An 18,801-nucleotide genomic window follows, 5' to 3' on the forward strand; every position below is an offset into this window, starting at 1 on the left:
TTATCTGAAGGCGCCGAGCAGGGTGTCGAACAGCGACTGGGCGATCTTGATGACCTGCGCCGAGGCACCGTAGTACTGCTGGAACTGAACGAGTTTGGCGGCTTCCTCGTCGAGGTTGACGGCCGATAGGGAGTCACGATTGTCCTGGGTTTGCTTGAGTACCGTTTCGCTGGCCGCCGAGTCCACTCGCACCTGGGCGGTCAAGGTACCGACCCGCTCTACCAGACCGCCGTAGGCGTTGTTGTAGGTGGTGCCGGTATTGCCATAGCCGCCCATGGTAGGTTTGGTCTGCAAAGCCACCAAGTTCAGGGCATTGCGGTTGTCCGATATGCCACCCTTGTTGGTCCCCAGCGTGAAGCTGTCTCCGGCTTGGGGGACGCCGCTGATGTTGAACTCGTAGGTGTAGCTGTTCTTGGTTGCTGGATCGACGTATTCCAGACTCACGACATTGGTCTGACCTGGCGTGAGAACGTTGCTGGTCGACGGCGATTTGATCGTCAAGGTCGCTCCGGCGGGTAGCTCACTCACATCAAAGCCAGTTCCGGCAGCATTGATGGTCAGCTTCCGGCCCGAATCACCAAACAGACGGCCGAAATCAGCGGTATTGACCGGCGATACCATGGTGGTCAGGGCTGGCTGAGTGATGGCGCCCGTTCCGCGGTTATTAATCGTGATACCGGCCTTGGCCGTACCCGCGAAGCCCAGCTGATCAGCTTGGGCCAAGTCTACCTTTATCTGGGAAGCCCCACGGCGCGTCGGCTGCAGGCTGAATACATCGCCAGCCTTCGCCTTGGCGAGCTCATCGGCACTGAATTGCACCTTGAAGCCTTGATCAACGCCATTGGCATCCGCAAAGGTCAAGGTGGTCGGGCTCGTTTTACCCGTTACCAGATCGGCCACACCAGGAGTTACTGTGACCTTGACCTCTGCATTGTCGCTCGCCCGCCGCGCCGTGAAGCCGATACCGTTGTAATCGAGGCGGTAGTCGCTCGGTGAGAGCTTGCTGGTATCGGTGATGCTCAGGGTCGCGTTGGCCGAGCCGGTGTTGGTGGCCCGCCCCATCACCCGCAGGCCGATGCTCTGGGTATCGTTGATGTCGCCGAACAACGCCGAGCCGGCGTTGCCGGACAGGTCCAGGCCCTGCCCCAGTTGCCGGTTGACGGTGTCCGCCAGCGTCAGCGACAACTGTCCCAGGCTGTTGTAGGCATGGTCCAGCGCCGTGTCGCGATAGGACAGCAGGCCGCCCATCTCGCCGCCGCTGAGCTGGCTGGTGACGTTCTGCTCGGTCGAGCCCGAGGTCAGTACGATCTGGAAGCGTGAAGGATCGTCGGTACCCGGCTTGGCCGTCATGCTGGACACGGTATTGCCCACCACCAGCGGCTGGCCGGTACCGACGAACAGGTTCAGCGCGCCGTCGTCCTGCTCTACCACCTGCAGCCCGACCATGCCGGACAGCTGCTTGATCGCCTGTTCACGGGAGTCGATGAGATCGTTAGGCGCGCCACCGGCAGCCTTGGAGCGGGCAATGGCATCGTTCAGGCTGCCAACGCTCTTGGCCAGGGCATTGACCTGATTGGTCAGGGCCGACAGCTGGTCGTTGATCTGGCCATTCTGCTTGTCGATCTGGTCGTACAGGGTATTGAACGACTTGGCCATGCCCTGGGCCTGGGCGAGCACGGCCTCACGCGCCGGAATCGACGAGGGATTCTGGGAGGCGGTCTGCAGGGTGGCAAAGAACTTCTGCATGGCCGGGGTGATACCCGTGGTGCTGTCGGACAGCAGGCCGTCGAGCTGGGAGATCTGGCTCTTGAAGGTCTGCAGTTCGCTGTTCTGGCTGTTGGCCGAGCGTACCTGGCTGGTGAGGAAATCACTGGCGAGGCGACGCACATCCACCGTCTGGGAGCCGGAACCGACATAACCCGAGCCGTTGTACTGGGCGATGTTGGTCTGCTGGATGGTCTCCTGCCGCGAATAGCCAGGCGTGTTGACGTTGGCGATGTTGTGGCCGGTGGTGGTCAGGGCGTTTTGCGTGGACCTCAGGCCCGAAAGACCAATGGAAAGTAGATCAGCCATGGCTCACCTCAACCGCGGGACGGACTGGTGCCCAGGGAGGCGACCGTCTGATAGGTGTTCATGTTGCGGGCGATCTGGATCACCTTGCGTGCGTATTGCGGATCGGTGGCGTAGCCGGCCTGCTGCAGCCCCTGCATGAAGCGCTCGGAGTTGCCGTTGGTGGACAGCGCCTTGTCGTAGCGATCATTGCTCTGCAGGAAGTTCACGTAGTCGTGGAAGCTGTCGGCGAAGGAATCGTAGGTGCGGAACTTCGCGGTCTCGGTCACCGCCTTGCCGTTGACGAATTCCTGGGTCACTGCCGCGGCACTGCCGCCATCCCAACCATGGGATTTGATGCCGAACAGGTTGTTGCTGTTGCTGCCGTCGGCCTGCTTGACCATGTGCTTGCCCCAGCCGGTTTCCAGCGCCGCCTGGGCGACCAGGTACTTGGGGTCCACGCCCAGGCGCTTCGCCGCGGCTTCGGCCATGGGCATCATGGTGTCGACGAATTCCTGACGGGTGCGGAAACGGGTCTTGCCGGTGGCAGCGGCGCCGTCCACGCTGGCGACGGCCTCGGTCGCGGCGGCCGGCTTGCTGCCGGGTTGCGTGGCCTGCTGGCGCCAGGCGCTCTGGGCGGCCGCGACGTCCTGGAAGCTCTGCTTGAGGGTGGCGCCCTGCTCCGCCGCGCCGGAAATATTGGCGGCGGTACGCTCGGCCAGTCGCCCGGGCAGGGCCAGCCGGCGCGAATTCAGCGCGCTGGAATCGTCACGCCCGGCCGCTACGGTAGTGGCCGGCTTGAGGCCGTGGCTCGCCACGTCGGTGAGCTTGGCATTGCGACCGGCGGCCAGCTGGCCTTCGGTAGGCGCAGCCTGGCCGACCTGGGCGAAGGGATTGGGGCGGCTCGACGGCTGGGCGGTCTTGCTCAGCTGACGCTCGAGCACGTTGGCCAGGCCGATACCACCGCCATCCCGGGACAGGGAGACGGCCAGCTGCTGGTCGTACATGTCCTGGTACTGCTTGGTGGTCTCGCTGGAAAAGGGGCTGTCCTTATCCGCCAGCGCCTGGTTGGCGCTGCGCATGGACTTGAGCATCTGGCTCAGGAACAGCGACTCGAATTCGCCGGCGACCTTCTTGACGTTTTCCGCGCTGTCGCGATCCTTACCCTTCATCTGGGCCAACCGATTCAGGTCGGTAAAGGCCCCCGAATCCTTGACGTTGCCGTAGTTGCCACCCAGACGAGATTCCATCGCCCGTTCTCCTTAAATTACGATCAGATCGGCCTGCAAGGCGCCGGCCTGTTTCAACGCTTCGAGAATGGCCACCAGGTCGCTGGGCGCCGCGCCCACCTGATTCACCGCTCTCACGATTTCGTCCAACGTGGTGCCCGGACCGAACTTGAACATCGGCTTGGCCTCCTGCTTGGCCTTGACGGTCGACTGGGGCGTCACCACCGTCTGCCCACCCGACAAGGGATTGGGCTGACTCACCTGCGGGTCCTCGCTGATGGTCACGGTCAGGCTGCCCTGGGTCACCGCCGCCGGCGAGACCTTGACGTTCTGGCCGATGACGATGGTCCCGGTGCGGGAGTTGACGATGACCTTGGCCACCGCCTGCCCCGGATCGACCTCCATGTTCTCCAGGATCGAGATGTAGTCGACGCGCTGGCTGGGATCCACCGGCGCCGTGACGCGAATCGATCCGGCATCAACAGCTGATGCAACACCCGCGCCAAGTGTCTCGTTGATCTTGTCGACGATACGTTTGGCGGTGGTGAAGTCGCTGCGATTCAGGTCCAGCGTGATGCTGTTGCCCTGATCGAAGCCACTCGGCACCGGTCGCTCGACAGTGGCCCCATTGGGAATGCGCCCGGACGACGGAACGTTGACGGTGATCTTCGAACCGTCACGGCCTTCGGCGTCAAACCCCCCGACCACCAGGTTGCCCTGGGCGATGGCGTAGATCTGACCATCGATACCCTTGAGCGGCGAGAGCAGCAGGCTGCCGCCTCTCAGGCTCTTGGAGTTGCCGATGGAGGACACCGTGATGTCGATGGTCTGACCGGGTTTGGCGAAGGCCGGCAGATCGGCATGGATGGATACCGCCGCGACGTTCTTCAGCTGCGCCGTGGTGCCCGGTGGCACCTTGATGCCGAACTGGGCCAGCATGTTGTTGAAGGTCTGCACGGTGAAGGGCGTTTGGGTGGTCTGGTCGCCGGTACCGGGCAGACCCACCACCAGGCCGTAGCCGATCAGCTGGTTGGTACGCACGCCCTGGATGCTGGCGATGTCCTTCAGACGATCCGCCTGGGCCAGGGGCATGACCAGGGCCAGGGCGGCAGCGACGATGAGGCTCTTGAACATGGCGCTCATCCTCAGAAGGGCATCAAGGGGCTGCCGAAGAGCTGGCTCAGCCAGCCCGGCTGACTGGCATCGGCGAAGGCGCCGGTACCCGAATAGGTGATACGTGCATCGGCTACGCGGGTAGAGGACACGGTGTTGTCGGTGGCGATGTCATCGGCGCGGACCATGCCCTGTATGCGCATCAGTTCGTTACCGGTGTTGAGGGTCAACCACTTCTCGCCACGCACTACCAGGATGCCATTGGGCAGCACTTCGGCGATGGTCACGGTCAGCGAGCCGGACAGGCTGTTGCCCTGGGCCGCCGTGGACTTGCCGGTGTTGGAGCGGTTACCGGAGAAACCGGCGTCCAGACTCAAGTCGCCATCGGCCAGCGGATTGGGAATCGAGGGCTTGGCGCCGAACAGCGAGGTCAGCCCCAGAGTCGCCTTGGTGTTCTTGGCGATGTCGGAACTGGCGTTCTTGCTGGCCTGGGTCCGCTCCTGCAGGGTGATGGTGATGATGTCGCCGATGCGGAAAGCCTTACGGTCGGTATAGAGATTCTGCTCGAACCCCGACTGGAAGATGGCGCCGTTGTTCTGTGCGGCTGGCACCGGGGTACGCGGCAGCACCGGGGCGTAGTAGGGATCGTCCGGCTTGGCGGCCGGGGCTACGCATCCTGCGAGTACGAGCGCTCCCAGGAGCGGGGCGACGGCGAATAGAGGTTTCATGGAGCGCGTCCTCACAGGGGATTAGAGCTGCTGGGTAACGAAGCCGAGCATCTGATCGGCGGTGGAAATGACCTTGGAGTTCATCTCGTAGGCGCGCTGGGTGGTGATCATGTTCACCAGCTCCTCGACCGTGCTCACGTTGGAGTTTTCCAGGGTGCTCTGCAGCACGGTGCCAAGGCCGTTCAAGCCCGGGGTACCGACCTGAGGCGCGCCGCTGGACGCGGTCTCGCTGAACAGGTTCTGGCCCACGGCCTGGAGGCCGCCCGGGTTGACGAACTGGGCGATCTGCAGGTTGCCGATGACCTGGGGCGCGGCCTGACCGGCGGTGGTGACCGACACGGTGCCGTCTTCGCCGACGGTAAAGGTCTTGGTGTCGGCAGGCAGCACGATGGCAGGCTGCAGTGCGAAGCCATTGGCGGTGACCAGCTGGCCATCGGCATTGAGGTGAAAGGTGCCGTCACGGGTGTAGTTGATGGTCCCGTCGGGCATGGTCACCTGGAAGAAGCCATCGCCGTTGACAGCCATGTCCAGCGGCTGGTCGGTGGTCTGCAGCGAACCCTCGGTGAAGTTCTTCTGGGTGCCGACGATGCGCACACCGGTACCCAGCTGCAGGCCGGAGGGGAGCTGGTTGTCCTGGGTGGACTGGGCACCGGGCTGGCGGCGGATCTGGTACAGCAGGTCCTGGAATTCGGCGCGATCGCGCTTGAAGCCCGTGGTGGACACGTTGGCCAGGTTGTTGGAGATGGTGGTGAGGTTCATGTCCTGGGCGGACAGACCGGTCTTGGCGACCCACAGTGACGACATCATGCTGGTATTCCTCGAAGTGCCGGTTTTACGTCGGCGCTAGCCGTTATCAGGAGAATTGCAAAACCTTTGCCATCGCCGCGTCGTTGTCTTCCGCGCTGCGCATCATCTTTACCTGCAGCTCGAACTGGCGGGACAGCGACAGGATCGAGGTCATTTCCTCCGCCGCATTGACGTTGCTCGACTCGACGAAGCCGGAAACCAGGGAGACGTCGGCATCCATGGGCGGCGCTGCCTGGCCCTGCTTCATGTGCAGCAGGCCGTCGAGCCCCTTTTCCATCTGCTTGGTGTCGGGATTGACCAGCTTGATGCGGTCGACCTGGGCCAGGGCATTGGCCGCCTGGCCGGATCCGCGCACGGTGATGCTGCCGTCCTGACCGATTTCCACTTTGGAAGCAGGCGGCACGGCAATGGGACCGCCATTGCCGAGCACCGGCAAACCGCTGCCGGTCCGCAGCATGCCAAGGGGGTCGATCTGCAGGCTGGAGGTGCGCACATAGGCCTCTTTGCCGGAGGGATCCTGGACCGCGACGAAGCCGGGGCCCTGAATGGCCACGTCCAGGTCGCGCCCGGTTTCCTGCAGCGCACCGGGGGTGAAGTCCGTCGCCGGCCGTTCGCTCATGGAATAGACGCGCGACGGCATGGTCTCGCCGAACACCTGCATCGAGCGCGCCTGCTCGAGATCCTTGCGGAATCCCGAGGTCGAGACGTTGGCCAGGTTGTTGGCATGGGCGCGCTGGGCCATCTCGTTCTGGCTGGCGCCGGTCATGGCGACGTACAGCAGCTTGTCCATCTGATCCTCCGACGGCGGCAGATTGCCGCCAAGCTTGCGTTCGGAGGTTCTTTAGCAAGCGCCGTTCCAAAAACTGAAAACCTTTTAAAATCAGTAGCCTGAAAATAGAAAAGCCTCCCGAGGGAGGCTTTTCCTGACGCCGAAGCGGCAAGCCGTCAGAGAAACGACATCAACGCAGGTTGATGATGGTCTGGGTAATGGCGTTCTCGGTCTCGATGGTCTTGGCGTTGGCCTGGTAGTTGCGCTGCGCCACGATCATGTCGACCAGCTCGGTGGAGATGTCCACGTTGGATGCCTCCAGAGCACCGGACTGCAGGGCACCCAGGGTGCCGGAGCGCGGTGTGCCGACTACTGGCTGACCCGATTCCGACGACTCGGTCCAGGAGGTCTTGCCCATGGGGGTCAGGCCCTGGACGTTGGCGAAGTTGGCCAGCACGACCTGACCCTGCACCTTGGACTGACCATTGGTGTAACGTGCGAAGATCTGGCCGGTATCGTCGATTTCCAGACCGGACAGCTGGCCCGTGGTGTAGCCGTCCTGGTTGACGCTGGTCACGGCGAAGGCACTGCTGTATTGGGTCGAGCCGCGCATGTCCAAGGTTATGCCGGCCGGGTTGGCGACAGCGCCATTGGAGGCCCAGGTCGCCGGGGTACCGCCGTTGGAGATGGCCGGGACCCAGTTGTCCAGCTTGAGCACGCCCTCGAAGGTGTTGGTGGTGGCGTTATTGACCTGCTTGAGATCGGTCGAGGCCACCTTGCCGCCATCGAGCGCGCCGCTGCTGGTGAACGGCAAGGTCACGGTGTAGGGCGTAGCAACCTTGGTGGTCGCGTCTTCCTTGGTGGGATCGCCCGGATTGCGGCCGTCGATCAGCACGTTCATGGTCCAGGAGTTGTTCGCGCCCTTGACGAAATACTGCGACAGGACGTGGGCGTTGCCCTGGCTGTCGTAGATGTTCACCGAGGTCGAGGAGTTGTAGCTGGTCGGATCGGACGGATTGAACGGGGTGGTGGTCGGCGTCGTCTGGGTCGAGTTCAGGTTGACCGTCTGCTTGATCGAGCTGGACGCCTTGGGCGCTTGGCTGGCGGTCTCGATACGCAGGTCGCTGCGCACGCCCGGCTGCAGCAGGCCTTGGTCATTGGTGGTATAGCCCTGCAGCTTGTAGCCGTTGTTGTCGACGATGAAGCCTTGCTTGTCGGTGCCGAAGTAACCGGCACGGGTGTACTGGATAGCGCCATTGTTGCTGGTGACGAAGAAGCCGTTGCCGTTGATGCCCATGTCCAGCGCGTTCTGCGTGGAATCGATGGTGCCCTGGTTGAACAGCTGGCCGACGTTGCCGAGCAGCACGCCGCTGCCCTGGGCATTCTTGCCAGTGCCCAGTACCGAGGCGGCATAGAGGTCCTGGAACTCCGCCCGCGACTGCTTGAAGCCGACGGTGCTGGCGTTGGCGATGTTGTTGCCGGTGATGTTGAGGTCACTGGACGCGGCCTTGATGCCGCTCAAACCGATATTGAAAGACATGCTGGATTCCTCGTGTGCCGCGCCTTACTGGCCGACCGCCTGGACTTTGGAGATGCCGATGCTGCCGACGCCGGCAAGGTTGAGTGTCATTTCGCCGCCGTTCTGCCCGAGCGTCACACTATCGACGTTGGCTGGCAGACTGGTCTTCATGGCCGTGGTGGTGTCGTTCACGTTCGCCTGGGCCTCGAAGCGGTAGGTGCCGGCAGCCAGCTTCTTGCCGCTGGCATCGGTGCCGTCCCAGGTGAAGTTCACCAGGCCACTGGACTGCTGCCCCAGGTTCAGACGATTCACCTGACTGCCCGCATCGTTGTAGACGTTGACCCAGACGTTCGGACTGGAAGCGGTCAGGTTGAGCGCCCCCTTGAAGTCCGCACTGGTGTCCACCTTGACCTTGTCGGTATCGACGATCACCTTGCGACCAACCAGAGTGGAAGCCTGCAGTGCCTGGGAAGACTGACTACCAGAGAGAATCGAGCCGACGCTGGTATTCAGGTTGGTGATGCCCTCGACGGTACTGAACTGCGCCAGCTGGGCGATGAATTCGCCGTTGCCCTGCGGCTCCAGCGGATTCTGGTTGTTCATCTGAGCAACCATCAGCTTGAGGAACTCGTCCTTGCCGAGCTTGCCACCCTTCTTGCCATCGCTGGCGGTGGTTTCGGCGGACGTGCCGGTCTTGTTGACGGAGTACTTGTCGAGTACCGATTGAGCGGTGGAGTTGGTCGTGCTGATGGCCATGGCGCCGGTTCCTTACTGACCGAGGGTCAGTACCTTCTGCATCATCTGTTTGGCGGTATTCATCATTTCCGCGTTGGTCTGGAAGGCGCGACTGGCCGAAATCATGTCGGCCATCTCCTCCACCACGTTCACGTTGGGGTAATAGACGTAGCCTTCCTTGTCCGCCATGGGATGATTGGGCTCGTAGCGCTTCTGCACCTCGCTCGGATCCTCGACGATACCCTTGACCTCCACCCCGACCCCGGCCTGGCCCTGGTCGTCGAACAGCGAAGCACCGCCCTGGGCCGCGTTGAACTGGGCAGCGAACACCGGATGCCGCGCCTTGTAGGTCTGATCGACGCTGGAGGAGACGGAGTCGGCGTTGGCCATGTTGCTGGCCACGGTATTGAGGCGCACGTTCTGGGCGCTCATGCCGCTACCGGCGATGTTGAACAGCGAACTCAGGGACATGGCTATTCTCCGCGCAGGGCCGACATCAGCCCCTTGAACTTGCTATTGAGCAGGGTGAAGCTGGCCTGGAAATTCATCGCGTTCTCGGCGTAGTTGGCCTGCTCGACCTGCGCATCCACGGTGTTCTGGTCCACCGAGGGCTGCGTGGGAATGCGATACTTCAAGGCCGAGTCGCCCATGCCCATGTCGAAGCCTTCGGCAGCGATATGGCGGCTGTTGGTGGTTTCCAGCTGATAGTGGCCGGAAGCCCCTGGCGCGCTCTTGGCCGCCTGCTCTGCCATGACGGCGCTGAAATCCAGATCCCGCGCCTTGTAGCCCGGGGTATCGGCATTGGCGATGTTGTTGCCCAATACTTCGGCGCGCTGCGAACGGAAGTTGAGCGCCTGCTCGTGCAACCCGAGTGCTTTGTCGAAACTGATGCTCATGTCGAGAGACCTTTGACGTGGCTTGCAAGCGATTTAGCAAGGCCCGTGCCAGTATCCAACATCCATCTAAATCAAGGGCTTAGCGCGACGCGGCAGTCAGAACGACGGCAAGCGGCAAGGTTTTTCCGCCACCTTTGCCGGCCCCCGAGGCAGGTGCGGCAAAACTTTGGCGCAAAAGAAAGGGCAGACCTGGGTCTGCCCTTTGGGTGTCCATCGACCGGCCTATTTGGCCTTGTAGATGATGCCCGGATTGCACTGCACCATCTGATAGAGATCCGGCAAGCCGTTGAGGGCTTCGGACGCACCCAGGAACAGATAGCCGCCCGGCTTGAGAGTGGCATGGATGCGGGTGAGGATGTCCTTCTTCACGTCAGCGGAGAAGTAGATGAGCACGTTGCGGCAGAACACCATGTCGAACTTGCCGAGGCTGGCATAGCTGTCCAATAGATTCAGGGCGCGGAATTCGATCCGACTGCGAATCGCCGGCTTGACCGCCCAGCGATTTGGCTGGAGCACGTCGAAGTAGCGCTGCAGGCGTTCCTGGGACAGACCGCGACCGATGGCCAGAGAATCGTATTCACCGGATTTCGCCGCCGTGAGAATGGCACCGGACAGATCGGTCGCCACGATCTGCATGCCGCCACGCCCCTGCCCTGCCGCGCTGCGCTCGAATTCGTCCATGGTCATGGACAGCGAATAAGGCTCCTGCCCCGACGAGCAGGCCGCCGACCAGACCCGCAGGCGCTGGCCGAAGGTGTTCTTGGTCAATTCCGGCAGGAGGCGGTTCTTGAGCACCTCGAAGGGATAGGTGTCGCGAAACCAGAGGGTTTCGTTGGTCGTCATCGCATCGATGACCTTTTCCCGCAAACCGCCGCGGGGCTGCATCTGGATGCGCTGCACCAACTCCGACAACGTCTTGATCCCCTCGGTCTCCATCAGCTTGTTGAGCCGACTGGAGACGAGGTACTGCTTGTTGTCACCGAGCAGGATCCCGCTGGATTTCTCGAGGAAATCACGAAAAAGCACAAAATCCGCGTTGACTGCTGACACTGCCGCTCCGCCTTCTGGATACCGGGATAGAGACGCCTTCACCTAGTGACTGTCGACCGCGTTGATGCGCTCGGCTACCCGGGAGGCAAGATCATCGGGACGGAACTTGGCCAGGAAGTCGTCCGCACCGACCTTCTTGACCATCGCCTGGTTGAAGACGCCGGACAAGGAGGTATGCAGCAGTATATGCACTTTCTGCATCCGCGGATCATGACGGATTTCCGCCGTCAGGGTGTAGCCGTCCATTTCCGGCATCTCGATGTCGGAAATGATCATCAGCAATTCCTCTTCCGGGCGCTTGCCTTCAGCCACCATGGCCTGCAGGTAGTTCAGCGCCTGACGACCGTCGTTGAGGGAAATGACCTCTACCCCGACGGTTTCCAGGCAGCGGCTCACCTGCTTGCGCGCCACCGAGGAGTCATCAACGATCAGGACGCGCTTGGTGACGGCCTTGGCCTGTACCATTTCGCTGATGACGCCGGCCGACACCGTTTCGACGGACGGCGCCACTTCGGACAGGATCTTCTCCACGTCGATGATCTCGACGAGTTGGTTGTCGACGCGGGTGACGGCGGTAAGGTAGTGATCACGCCCGGTGCCCTTGGGCGGCGGGTTGATGCCTTCCCAGTTCATGTTGACGATGCGCTCCACCGAACGCACCAGAAAGCCCTGCACCTTGGTGTTGTACTCGGTAATGATCACGAAGCAATTGTTGATGTCCGGCAACCCGCGGCGACCGGTGGCCATGGCCAGGTCGATGATGGGAAAGGTGCCGCCACGAATGCTGGCCACGCCCCGTACCACCGGACTCGATTTCGGCATCACGGTGAGCTTGGGGCACTGCAGCACCTCCTTCACCTTGAAGACGTTGATGCCGTAGAGCTGCGAGCCGTCCAGGCGGAACAGCAGCAGTTCCAGACGGTTCTGGCCCACCAGTTGGGTACGTTGGTTGACTGCGTCCAATACACCAGCCATTTGGCGACTCCTCTCGTTGCCACAGACCGGTTGAAAAACTCGGCACAGGGCTTGCTTAGATGTGACTCATGAAGATCGAAGCGACGTGTTTCCGACCTATGAAAACCTCTTGCCGCTGGGCTGCGAATCTTGTGTTGATCCTGACATGCCTGGGCGGAAAGGCCTATGCAGAAGGCGACTACACCTCATCTGACGAACTTATCGGCGCTGTCGAAAGTTTTCTTGAGGAGCGCGTGCAGGAATATTTGCTGGAGACCAGTTCCAACGCACGCCACGAAAATCAGATCAACTCGTTGGATCCCCGGTTACGCCTGGCGGCCTGCGACAAACCCCTGACGCTTTCACAGCAAGGCAACCCCACGCCGGTGGGCCGGATCAACATCAAGGTCCGCTGCGAAGGCAGCAGTCCCTGGACGGTGTTCGTGCCGGTCCAGGTCAAGCTGTATCGGCCCGTGGTGGTTACCCTGCAGCCTCTGCTGCGCGGTGCGGTGCTGGATGACCAGAACGTGGCCCTGGTGGAGCGGGACGTCGGCACCCTGACCCAGGGTTATCTGACCAGCCTGGAACAGGTGCTGGGGACCCAGCTGAAACGCCAGGTGGTCAGCGGGCAGGTCATGGCGCCTTCCTTTATCGAGCAAGCCGAACTCATTCGCAAGGGTGAGCAGGTGGTCATCAATGCCCGTAGCGCCTCCTTCAGCATTCGCATGCAGGGCGAAGCCCTCAGCGCGGGCGCCAAGGACGAGGAAATCCGCGTACGCAACCTGAGTTCGAACCGGGTGATCCGCGGTCGGGTGGTCGATCAGGGGCAGGTGGAGGTAGCGCTTTAGCGAGAGCGGCAAAAGGAGTACCTTGAACGTCCGCATCCTGAACCTCTGCGTGCCATCCTGTCGAAGGATGTGACACGGCGCACAGGTCTACGGCTAAAGTTTCGGCTCAGCACGCCGATAAGCCGGATATGCGAACGAGACGACACGAGGATCTCCACTCATGGCTCTAGATATCAATCGCCTGAATTCGTCCTCTACTGCAGGCATAGGCAACACCAAGGCCGCCTCTACCAAGGACGTATCCACGGCTCAGACCAGCGACGTCAAGGCCACCCAAGGCACCGCCTCCGGCGAGTCGGTGAGCTTGAGCGCTGAAGCCAAGCAACTGAGTTCCCTGACCGCAGGGCTCAAGGATCTGCCGGTGGTCGACAGCGACAAGGTCAGCCGCCTGAAACAGGCCATCGCCGATGGCTCCTACAAGGTCGACAGCCAGAAGGTGGCCGACAAGCTGATGGCGTTCGAGTCCTGACGCCCGGTTCGGCACGGCCTTCCTGACGATCGTAACTAAGGTTCGAACGGAAACCGCGCCATGACCAATGCTACCTTGCTCGACATCACTCGCCACGACATCGACCTGAGCGAGCAACTGCTGGCCCTGATCGAGCAGGAATTCCAGGCCTTGAGCGAGCGCCAGCTCGATCGGCTGGAAGCGCTGCTGGGCCCCAAGCAGATCCTGCTCAAGCAGCTCGACCAGCATGCCCAGCAGCGCACCGTCCTGCTTCAGGCTCAGGGTTTGCGGGCGGATCTGCCGGGCTTGCAGGCCTATGCCGCCCGACAGCCCGATGGTGAGGAACTGCTGGCTCTCTCCAGCCAGCTCGCGCAGCTCATGGAGCAATGCAAAGCCCACAACGTCCGCAATGGCCAGATCATCCACGCCAATCGTTTCGTGGTGGGCAAGTTGCTGAATGTGCTGCAGGGTACCTCGGCGCCCACGCTGTACAACCGTCGCGGTAACCAGACCGGCGGTGGCTATCAGCGCCCGCTGAGCTCGGCGTGAGCAGTGGATTTTTCTCACAGCGCGTTTTTCGCTGTACAGCTGGCCGTTAGCCATTATCCTTGCTGACCGCTGTTTACAGGAGTTTCCAGGTGCAAGGCTCTTCCGCTAGCGACAATGCCCCCCAACCCCCCCAGGTCTATCGCTCCAAGGGCGAGATCCTGGCGTGTCTGCGGCCGGCGCAACAGCAGCACATCCCGCTGCGGATCACCTTCAATCGCCAAGGGCAGCAATTCCAGAGCTTCGTCGTCGAGATCGACGAAGCCAAGGGCCTGATCGCGCTGGACGAATTCATTCCCCGTGAGGCCGAACGCCTGCTCGAGCAGGGTCAGTCCTTTCGGGTGGACAGCTTTCACGAAGGCATCAAGGTCACCTGGCAGATCGACCGTCCGGTCGAGTTCAGCGAACTGGACGGCACGCGCTGCTACTGGATCGGCCTGCCCGCGGAGCTCACCTATCACCAGCGGCGCAATGCCTATCGGGTCAAGTTGCTGTTGACCCAGCCCGCCACCGCAGAACTGAGCCAGGGCAGCAGCCAGATCCAGTTGCGTGGCCAGTTGATCGACCTGTCAGCCACGGGCTGCAAGCTGCGCTTTCCCGGCAATGTCACCCATCTGCTGCAGCCGGGTCAGCAGGTGCAGAGCTTTACCGCCGAGTTGCCCATCGGGGCCATCAGTACCCCGGTGACCATCCGCCACGTGGCCTGCACGGAGCGTATGGAATTCAGCGACGTCGGTGTCTGCTTCAACAGCCTGACGGGCGCTGCGCAGCGTCAGATCGAGCGTTTCATCTATCAGTTGCAGCGAGAAAATCGTCGCTTCGAGTGACCGACCGGACGCCCACGACTACTGGGCGCCCTCCTCCACCTCTCAAGTCGCCTTGGGCTCAGCTGGGTTCTGCGGGAACTCGATCTCCTCCTGCAGAGGTGCCCCCTCCTCGGCAGGTTCTTCCTCCACCACCGGCTCGCTGTGCATCTGCTCCTGCACCACCTGGCTGTCGACGCGGGGATCCAGGGCCGCCGCCAGCGGTGAACTGGTCGATCCTTCGGGCATCTGCACATGGCTCAGCGGCGCTTCGTCGACCAGGTGCTTGCCGGTGACCGCATCCGGACGGATGCGCCAGATCAGGATCGCGCCGCAGAGCACGACGAAGGCATAGAGCATGTTGGGTCCGACCAGATTCATCAGAGCTCCCACCACCAGCGGACCGATACAGGCACCGATGCCAAAGGTCACCAGCAGCATGGCACTCAGGGATACCCGACGCTCCCCCTCGATATGGTCATTGGACAGCGCCACCGCCAGCGGATAGAGCACGAATTGCAGCAGGCTGGCGATAAGGCCGAGGGGTAGCAGTACCACCGGCGGCACATGGGGCAGCACGGCCAGCGGCAGCGCAGCCAGGGTCAGGGCGATGGCCACCACCCGGATCAGCCAGCTGCGATCATGGCGATCCGAGAGCCAGCCGATCGGCCACTGGGCGATCAGGCCGGCAAAGATGCAACAGGCCATGAACAGACCGATGCGCTCGGTGGGCAGGCCCTGGGCGCTGGCATAGAGCGGCGCCAGACCATAGAAGGAGCCGATCACCAGTCCCGCCACCAGGGTGGTGGTCAGCGACTGCGGAATCCGCTGGATGAAGAACGTGGGTTCCAGCGGCGCAGGCTTGAGCGGCGCCGGGTGGATCTTGCCGGTGACCGCTACCGGCACCAGGCACAGGGCGTAGCAGATGGCGACCAGCATCAGCTTGTCGACGCCCAGATCGGGCGAGACCACCAAGACCACCTGTCCCAGCGCCAAGCCAAGGTAGGAGGCGGTCATGTAGCCGGAAAAGACCTTGCCGCGCTCGCCAGGACCGGCCTGCTCGTTGAGCCAGCTTTCCAGCACCATGTACTGGCACATCATGCCCATGCCGATGAGCACCCTGAGCGCCAGCCACATCGGTAGCCATGGCAACAAGCCGATGCCCAGCACCGCGGCGCCGACGACGCCGGCGCAGGTCACATAGGCACGGATATGGCCGACCTTGGCGATCAGCCGATGCCCGAGCTTCCCGCCTATCACCAGTCCCGCGTAATAGGCGGCGGTCAGGGCACCGACCCAGAGTCCCTGCACCTGATCGGCGGCCAGTCGCAGCCCCAGATAGGTACTCAGCAGACCGGTCCCGATCAACATCAACAGCGTCGCGAAATAGAGCCCGCGAAACGCCGACAGCACACGCACCATTGCCTACTCCATCGTCTCTTGCGCACCCGGCAAGCGCGACGGGATCAGCTTCGTCGTTGCGCCGCCAGCTGGGCATCCGCGCCCAGGCGTGGGTTGTAGTGGCCTGCACAGGCCTTCATCAGTACCTGCAGCACCGACAGATTACCTCTGACGCTGCTGATCTTGGTGGGTACCTCGCCCTTCGGATAGCGCCGCACGGTGGGGAGTTCCACGCAGCGATAGCCCAATTTCGGTACCCGATAGGAAAGATAGGCCAACAACTCGTAGGTGGTGAACTCGTCGCGGAACGGCGCCACCCGTGGATCCAGCAACATGGCCCGGCTGTAGGCGCGGAAACCCTGGGTGGTGTCGGTCCAGTGGAAACCCGAGGCCAGGCTCAGCATGGGCGCATGGATGAAGCGAATGGCGAAGTCGCGGGACTTGGGCGTGTTCTCCGCCACACCGCCGGCCAGAAAGCGCGAGGCCTGAACGAAATCGTAGCCCTGCTCGATGGCGTCGATGAAGCGCGGGATGGCGTCCGGATCGTCCTTGTCGTTGCCATCGATGGTCACGATGCCGGTATAACCCTCGTCGAGCACGAAGGCATAGGCGCAGCGCAACTGGGCGCTGAGCTTGCCCGGCGCGGTCTTGACCAGCAGCCCGCGGACGCCCAGTTCCTGCAGCCGCTGCGGCTCCAGCGAGCCATCGGTGCTGCCACCGTCGACGATGATGACATCGGCGATGTCGGCGATCTTGACCGCCGCCATGCGCCGCAGGAGGTTGAGGATCCGCTCGCCTTCGTTGATGACCGGAATCACCACGCAGTGCGGACGGCTGCGACCGTTCCAGAAGGTCGTCGAATAGCTGGGCACCTGCCAGAGGGCGCGCTCGGTGGCGGGAATTGCAGTAGTCATAGGTCCTCCAGGTTCAACCGACACGGGCCGTGATGAGGGCGACGCCGGCGATGATCAGGACGATGCCCGCCGCCGTGGTCCAGGGAAAGGCTTCGCGAAAGATCACCACCGACAGCAGCGCGACGCTGGCGATGGCCCCGGCCGTCAGCACCGGATGCGCCACGTTCAGCGGCAGCTTGGCGAGGGCGGCGGCATATAGCAGAAAGGCCAGGCCATACATGAACAGGCCCAGCCAGAACGGCCAGTTGGCCAGGGCGCCCATGGGATCGCTCAGACTCGGGAAGCGCCGCGGCGGCAGCATGGCCAGCTTCACCAGTACGCTCGCCGAGGCGTTGGAGGCGATGCCCAGGATCAGGATCAGCCACTTCATGCCGCGGCCTCCGGCAGCTCACGATAGGCCTTGACCGCGACCTGAACGCCACGCTCCAGCGCGGCCAGGTTGGAGCCCTGCTTGGCCGGCAGCATCTCGATGCTGACCACCTGCTCCGGCAGCCGCCGGGTCAGGGCGAAGGCGATGCCGTCGTGGTTGGTACCACCCTCCCCCAGGGTCACCAGATCCGGCTCGCTGGCATGGACATGGCCGATCAGTTCGGCATGCTCTTCGAGCACCCGTGCGGCATCTTCCTCGTTGATGGTCAGGGCGCCGGTGTCGAGTTGCATGCGGATCGCCGGATGCTCCACGGCGCGCACCACAGCGGCGGTGGAATCGCTGTCGATCATGAAGTTGGCGCCATAGCGCGGCGGATTCGGCTCCAGGCAGATCTGCACGCCATGGGCCGTGGCCACATCGCCCAGACGGCGGAAGAAGTCGCGTGCCTGCACCAGGGCTTCTTCGTCGCTCAGCCCGGCGCGATCGCGATTGCGCGGCGAGCCGAATACCAGGCGCGTCGCCCCCAGGCCCTCGGCCACCCGGCAGACGCCTTCCAGCTGCGCCAGCAACGCGCGCTGGATGTCGTCGCTACCGAAGACGTTGAGTCCCGTGGTACCGAACAGCAGCGCCTGCATGCCGGTGATCTCGATACCCCGGGCCTGCCACTGCTGCCGCACTGCCTGGATCTCCTGGGCGGTGGCCGTCTTGGGATCGGCGAAATACTTGCCGGGGGCGATGTCGATGGCATCCACTCGATGCTGTTGCAGGATCTCGGCGACCATGGCGTCGTCGGCCACGTCCCAGGCGATATTGGAAATGGCGATGCGCATCACTGACCCTCCGCCTTGATGACCGGGGGTTCCGACTGGGCGTAAGCCCGTACCGCGAGCAGGGTGTCGCGCGCGCTGTACTGGTAGCCATCACGGCCGCCAAAGACCTCGGCATGCACGCTGCGGAAATCGTAGCGCGCGGGCGTACCGTCCAGGGTGTTGCCGAATTCGCGTCCAAAGCCCTGACGGGCGATGTCCGCCACGCTGATGGGCGCGGCCGTCAGGTGCACCAGCTCCAGCCCGGCCGCCTGGGCGGTCTGGATGTCATAGCCCAGGTTGACCATCGGATAGAACTGGAAGACGCCGCGGCTTTCCACCGCGTGCAGGTTGTTGTCGTTGAGCAGGTCGTAGATCACGTTCTTGCGCAGCCCCGGCCCGACCAGGCCCGGCAGGCGAACGATCAGCGCCTTGGCGAAATGCTCACGGACGAACTGTTCCAGTCGATAGCGATTGGCGCCATAGGCGTGCAGCCCCTCTTCGTCCACCGCGGTGGTTTCATCCACGCCGAGTGGCTGCTTGAAGACATCCACGGTGCTGATCAGCACGAAGGAATCGCACTGGATCCGCGAGAGATGATCGATCAGGCCATCGATCTTCTGGCGATCGGCCTCAGGATCGCGGTTGGCGATCCATTTCTGCGCGGGGGCACCGGCGCAGATGACCTGGCCATAGGGCTGGTCGCCGATCTGGTCGATATTGGTGGAGCGAAACAGCGCGCCGAAGGCCTTCTGCTTGAGCAGCGTCGACCCTACGAAGCCGCTGTACCCTATCAATGCGTCGGTCTTCATGTTG

21 protein-coding genes are annotated in these 18,801 nt (G+C 62.7%); 4 read left to right on the top strand and 17 right to left on the bottom strand.

The window, feature by feature from the left end:
* The 12 genes from flgK to V6W80_RS16235 all read right to left on the bottom strand — a co-directional run bounded on the left by flgK (window position 1) and on the right by V6W80_RS16235 (window position 11,870).
* Window positions 1-2,073, bottom strand: a complete 2,073-nt coding sequence (gene flgK / locus V6W80_RS16180; protein ID WP_338544811.1) for a flagellar hook-associated protein FlgK — start codon at window positions 2,071-2,073, stop codon at window positions 1-3.
* Between the two features lie 8 nt (window positions 2,074-2,081).
* Window positions 2,082-3,299 (bottom strand): flagellar assembly peptidoglycan hydrolase FlgJ, encoded by a 1,218-nt coding sequence (flgJ, locus tag V6W80_RS16185; RefSeq protein ID WP_338544812.1) that lies wholly within the window; start codon window positions 3,297-3,299, stop codon window positions 2,082-2,084.
* Window positions 3,300-3,311: 12 nt separating this feature from the next.
* Window positions 3,312-4,412 (bottom strand): flagellar basal body P-ring protein FlgI, encoded by a 1,101-nt coding sequence (locus tag V6W80_RS16190; protein WP_093254755.1) that lies wholly within the window; start codon window positions 4,410-4,412, stop codon window positions 3,312-3,314.
* A gap of 11 nt (window positions 4,413-4,423) precedes the next feature.
* On the bottom strand, window positions 4,424-5,119 hold the full coding sequence (gene flgH / locus V6W80_RS16195; RefSeq protein ID WP_017642014.1) for a flagellar basal body L-ring protein FlgH: 696 nt from the start codon (window positions 5,117-5,119) through the stop codon (window positions 4,424-4,426).
* 21 nt (window positions 5,120-5,140) lie between these two features.
* On the bottom strand, window positions 5,141-5,926 hold the full coding sequence (gene flgG, locus V6W80_RS16200) for a flagellar basal-body rod protein FlgG (protein WP_017642013.1): 786 nt from the start codon (window positions 5,924-5,926) through the stop codon (window positions 5,141-5,143).
* A gap of 46 nt (window positions 5,927-5,972) precedes the next feature.
* On the bottom strand, window positions 5,973-6,716 hold the full coding sequence (locus tag V6W80_RS16205) for a flagellar basal body rod protein FlgF (RefSeq protein WP_338544813.1): 744 nt from the start codon (window positions 6,714-6,716) through the stop codon (window positions 5,973-5,975).
* Between the two features lie 169 nt (window positions 6,717-6,885).
* Window positions 6,886-8,235 (bottom strand): flagellar hook protein FlgE, encoded by a 1,350-nt coding sequence (gene flgE / locus V6W80_RS16210; protein ID WP_017642011.1) that lies wholly within the window; start codon window positions 8,233-8,235, stop codon window positions 6,886-6,888.
* 24 nt (window positions 8,236-8,259) lie between these two features.
* A complete protein-coding gene (locus V6W80_RS16215) occupies window positions 8,260-8,970 on the bottom strand; it encodes a flagellar hook assembly protein FlgD (protein WP_017642010.1) in 711 nt (236 codons plus the stop codon).
* A 12-nt stretch (window positions 8,971-8,982) separates the two neighbouring features.
* On the bottom strand, window positions 8,983-9,420 hold the full coding sequence (flgC, locus tag V6W80_RS16220) for a flagellar basal body rod protein FlgC (RefSeq protein WP_017642009.1): 438 nt from the start codon (window positions 9,418-9,420) through the stop codon (window positions 8,983-8,985).
* Between the two features lie 2 nt (window positions 9,421-9,422).
* Window positions 9,423-9,845 carry a flagellar basal body rod protein FlgB gene (gene flgB / locus V6W80_RS16225; protein WP_017642008.1) on the bottom strand — a complete coding sequence of 141 codons (423 nt, stop codon included), beginning with the start codon at window positions 9,843-9,845 and terminating at the stop codon, window positions 9,423-9,425.
* A gap of 222 nt (window positions 9,846-10,067) precedes the next feature.
* On the bottom strand, window positions 10,068-10,895 hold the full coding sequence (gene cheR, locus V6W80_RS16230; RefSeq protein WP_026083954.1) for a protein-glutamate O-methyltransferase CheR: 828 nt from the start codon (window positions 10,893-10,895) through the stop codon (window positions 10,068-10,070).
* Window positions 10,896-10,937: 42 nt separating this feature from the next.
* Window positions 10,938-11,870, bottom strand: a complete 933-nt coding sequence (locus V6W80_RS16235; RefSeq protein ID WP_017642006.1) for a chemotaxis protein CheV — start codon at window positions 11,868-11,870, stop codon at window positions 10,938-10,940.
* A gap of 98 nt (window positions 11,871-11,968) precedes the next feature.
* On the opposite strand from V6W80_RS16235, the gene flgA reads away from it, so the two are divergent.
* The 4 genes from flgA to V6W80_RS16255 all read left to right on the top strand — a co-directional run bounded on the left by flgA (window position 11,969) and on the right by V6W80_RS16255 (window position 14,518).
* Window positions 11,969-12,697: a flagellar basal body P-ring formation chaperone FlgA gene (flgA, locus tag V6W80_RS16240; protein WP_082900444.1), complete on the top strand. Its 729-nt coding sequence runs from the start codon at window positions 11,969-11,971 to the stop codon at window positions 12,695-12,697.
* 160 nt (window positions 12,698-12,857) lie between these two features.
* The gene (gene flgM / locus V6W80_RS16245; RefSeq protein WP_017642004.1) at window positions 12,858-13,166 is read left to right on the top strand and encodes a flagellar biosynthesis anti-sigma factor FlgM; all 309 of its coding nucleotides are present in this window, start codon (window positions 12,858-12,860) and stop codon (window positions 13,164-13,166) included.
* Window positions 13,167-13,226: 60 nt separating this feature from the next.
* Window positions 13,227-13,694 carry a flagella synthesis protein FlgN gene (locus V6W80_RS16250; RefSeq protein ID WP_338544814.1) on the top strand — a complete coding sequence of 156 codons (468 nt, stop codon included), beginning with the start codon at window positions 13,227-13,229 and terminating at the stop codon, window positions 13,692-13,694.
* A gap of 89 nt (window positions 13,695-13,783) precedes the next feature.
* Window positions 13,784-14,518 carry a flagellar brake protein gene (locus tag V6W80_RS16255; protein ID WP_338544815.1) on the top strand — a complete coding sequence of 245 codons (735 nt, stop codon included), beginning with the start codon at window positions 13,784-13,786 and terminating at the stop codon, window positions 14,516-14,518.
* Window positions 14,519-14,560: 42 nt separating this feature from the next.
* On the opposite strand, the gene V6W80_RS16260 is transcribed toward V6W80_RS16255, so the two are convergent.
* Genes V6W80_RS16260 through V6W80_RS16280 form a run of 5 tightly spaced genes read right to left on the bottom strand, consistent with a single transcriptional unit; the run spans window position 14,561 to window position 18,797 of the window.
* The gene (locus V6W80_RS16260) at window positions 14,561-15,916 is read right to left on the bottom strand and encodes an MFS transporter (RefSeq protein ID WP_017642001.1); all 1,356 of its coding nucleotides are present in this window, start codon (window positions 15,914-15,916) and stop codon (window positions 14,561-14,563) included.
* Between the two features lie 44 nt (window positions 15,917-15,960).
* Window positions 15,961-16,809, bottom strand: coding sequence for a glycosyltransferase (locus V6W80_RS16265; protein WP_184286378.1), 849 nt, complete (start codon window positions 16,807-16,809; stop codon window positions 15,961-15,963).
* Between the two features lie 13 nt (window positions 16,810-16,822).
* Window positions 16,823-17,179 carry an SMR family transporter gene (locus V6W80_RS16270; RefSeq protein ID WP_007160456.1) on the bottom strand — a complete coding sequence of 119 codons (357 nt, stop codon included), beginning with the start codon at window positions 17,177-17,179 and terminating at the stop codon, window positions 16,823-16,825.
* Window positions 17,176-18,009 carry a sugar phosphate isomerase/epimerase family protein gene (locus tag V6W80_RS16275; protein WP_017641999.1) on the bottom strand — a complete coding sequence of 278 codons (834 nt, stop codon included), beginning with the start codon at window positions 18,007-18,009 and terminating at the stop codon, window positions 17,176-17,178. The genes V6W80_RS16270 and V6W80_RS16275 overlap by 4 nt, the downstream gene beginning before the upstream one ends.
* Complete coding sequence (locus V6W80_RS16280; protein ID WP_037064400.1) at window positions 18,009-18,797, bottom strand: NAD(P)-dependent oxidoreductase; 789 nt, start codon at window positions 18,795-18,797, stop codon at window positions 18,009-18,011. The genes V6W80_RS16275 and V6W80_RS16280 overlap by 1 nt, the downstream gene beginning before the upstream one ends.
* Window positions 18,798-18,801 lie beyond the last annotated feature (4 nt).

Origin of the sequence: Pseudomonas benzopyrenica, assembly GCF_036884265.1 — a bacterium.
Classification (GTDB): Bacteria; Pseudomonadota; Gammaproteobacteria; order Pseudomonadales; family Pseudomonadaceae; genus Chryseomonas; species Chryseomonas benzopyrenica.

Coding starts and splice junctions, on each gene's coding strand:
- V6W80_RS16270 (WP_007160456.1), bottom strand. CDS start 17,179: ATGAAGTGGCTGATCCTGATCCTGGGCATCGCCTCCAACGCCTCGGCG.
- V6W80_RS16280 (WP_037064400.1), bottom strand. CDS start 18,797: ATGAAGACCGACGCATTGATAGGGTACAGCGGCTTCGTAGGGTCGACG.
- flgH (WP_017642014.1), bottom strand. CDS start 5,119: ATGAAACCTCTATTCGCCGTCGCCCCGCTCCTGGGAGCGCTCGTACTC.
- V6W80_RS16205 (WP_338544813.1), bottom strand. CDS start 6,716: ATGGACAAGCTGCTGTACGTCGCCATGACCGGCGCCAGCCAGAACGAG.
- V6W80_RS16215 (WP_017642010.1), bottom strand. CDS start 8,970: ATGGCCATCAGCACGACCAACTCCACCGCTCAATCGGTACTCGACAAG.
- V6W80_RS16190 (WP_093254755.1), bottom strand. CDS start 4,412: ATGTTCAAGAGCCTCATCGTCGCTGCCGCCCTGGCCCTGGTCATGCCC.
- V6W80_RS16235 (WP_017642006.1), bottom strand. CDS start 11,870: ATGGCTGGTGTATTGGACGCAGTCAACCAACGTACCCAACTGGTGGGC.
- V6W80_RS16265 (WP_184286378.1), bottom strand. CDS start 16,809: ATGACTACTGCAATTCCCGCCACCGAGCGCGCCCTCTGGCAGGTGCCC.
- flgJ (WP_338544812.1), bottom strand. CDS start 3,299: ATGGAATCTCGTCTGGGTGGCAACTACGGCAACGTCAAGGATTCGGGG.
- V6W80_RS16275 (WP_017641999.1), bottom strand. CDS start 18,009: ATGCGCATCGCCATTTCCAATATCGCCTGGGACGTGGCCGACGACGCC.
- flgC (WP_017642009.1), bottom strand. CDS start 9,420: ATGTCCCTGAGTTCGCTGTTCAACATCGCCGGTAGCGGCATGAGCGCC.
- flgB (WP_017642008.1), bottom strand. CDS start 9,845: ATGAGCATCAGTTTCGACAAAGCACTCGGGTTGCACGAGCAGGCGCTC.
- flgM (WP_017642004.1), top strand. CDS start 12,858: ATGGCTCTAGATATCAATCGCCTGAATTCGTCCTCTACTGCAGGCATA.
- V6W80_RS16260 (WP_017642001.1), bottom strand. CDS start 15,916: ATGGTGCGTGTGCTGTCGGCGTTTCGCGGGCTCTATTTCGCGACGCTG.
- flgK (WP_338544811.1), bottom strand. CDS start 2,073: ATGGCTGATCTACTTTCCATTGGTCTTTCGGGCCTGAGGTCCACGCAA.
- flgG (WP_017642013.1), bottom strand. CDS start 5,926: ATGATGTCGTCACTGTGGGTCGCCAAGACCGGTCTGTCCGCCCAGGAC.
- flgA (WP_082900444.1), top strand. CDS start 11,969: ATGAAAACCTCTTGCCGCTGGGCTGCGAATCTTGTGTTGATCCTGACA.
- V6W80_RS16250 (WP_338544814.1), top strand. CDS start 13,227: ATGACCAATGCTACCTTGCTCGACATCACTCGCCACGACATCGACCTG.
- flgE (WP_017642011.1), bottom strand. CDS start 8,235: ATGTCTTTCAATATCGGTTTGAGCGGCATCAAGGCCGCGTCCAGTGAC.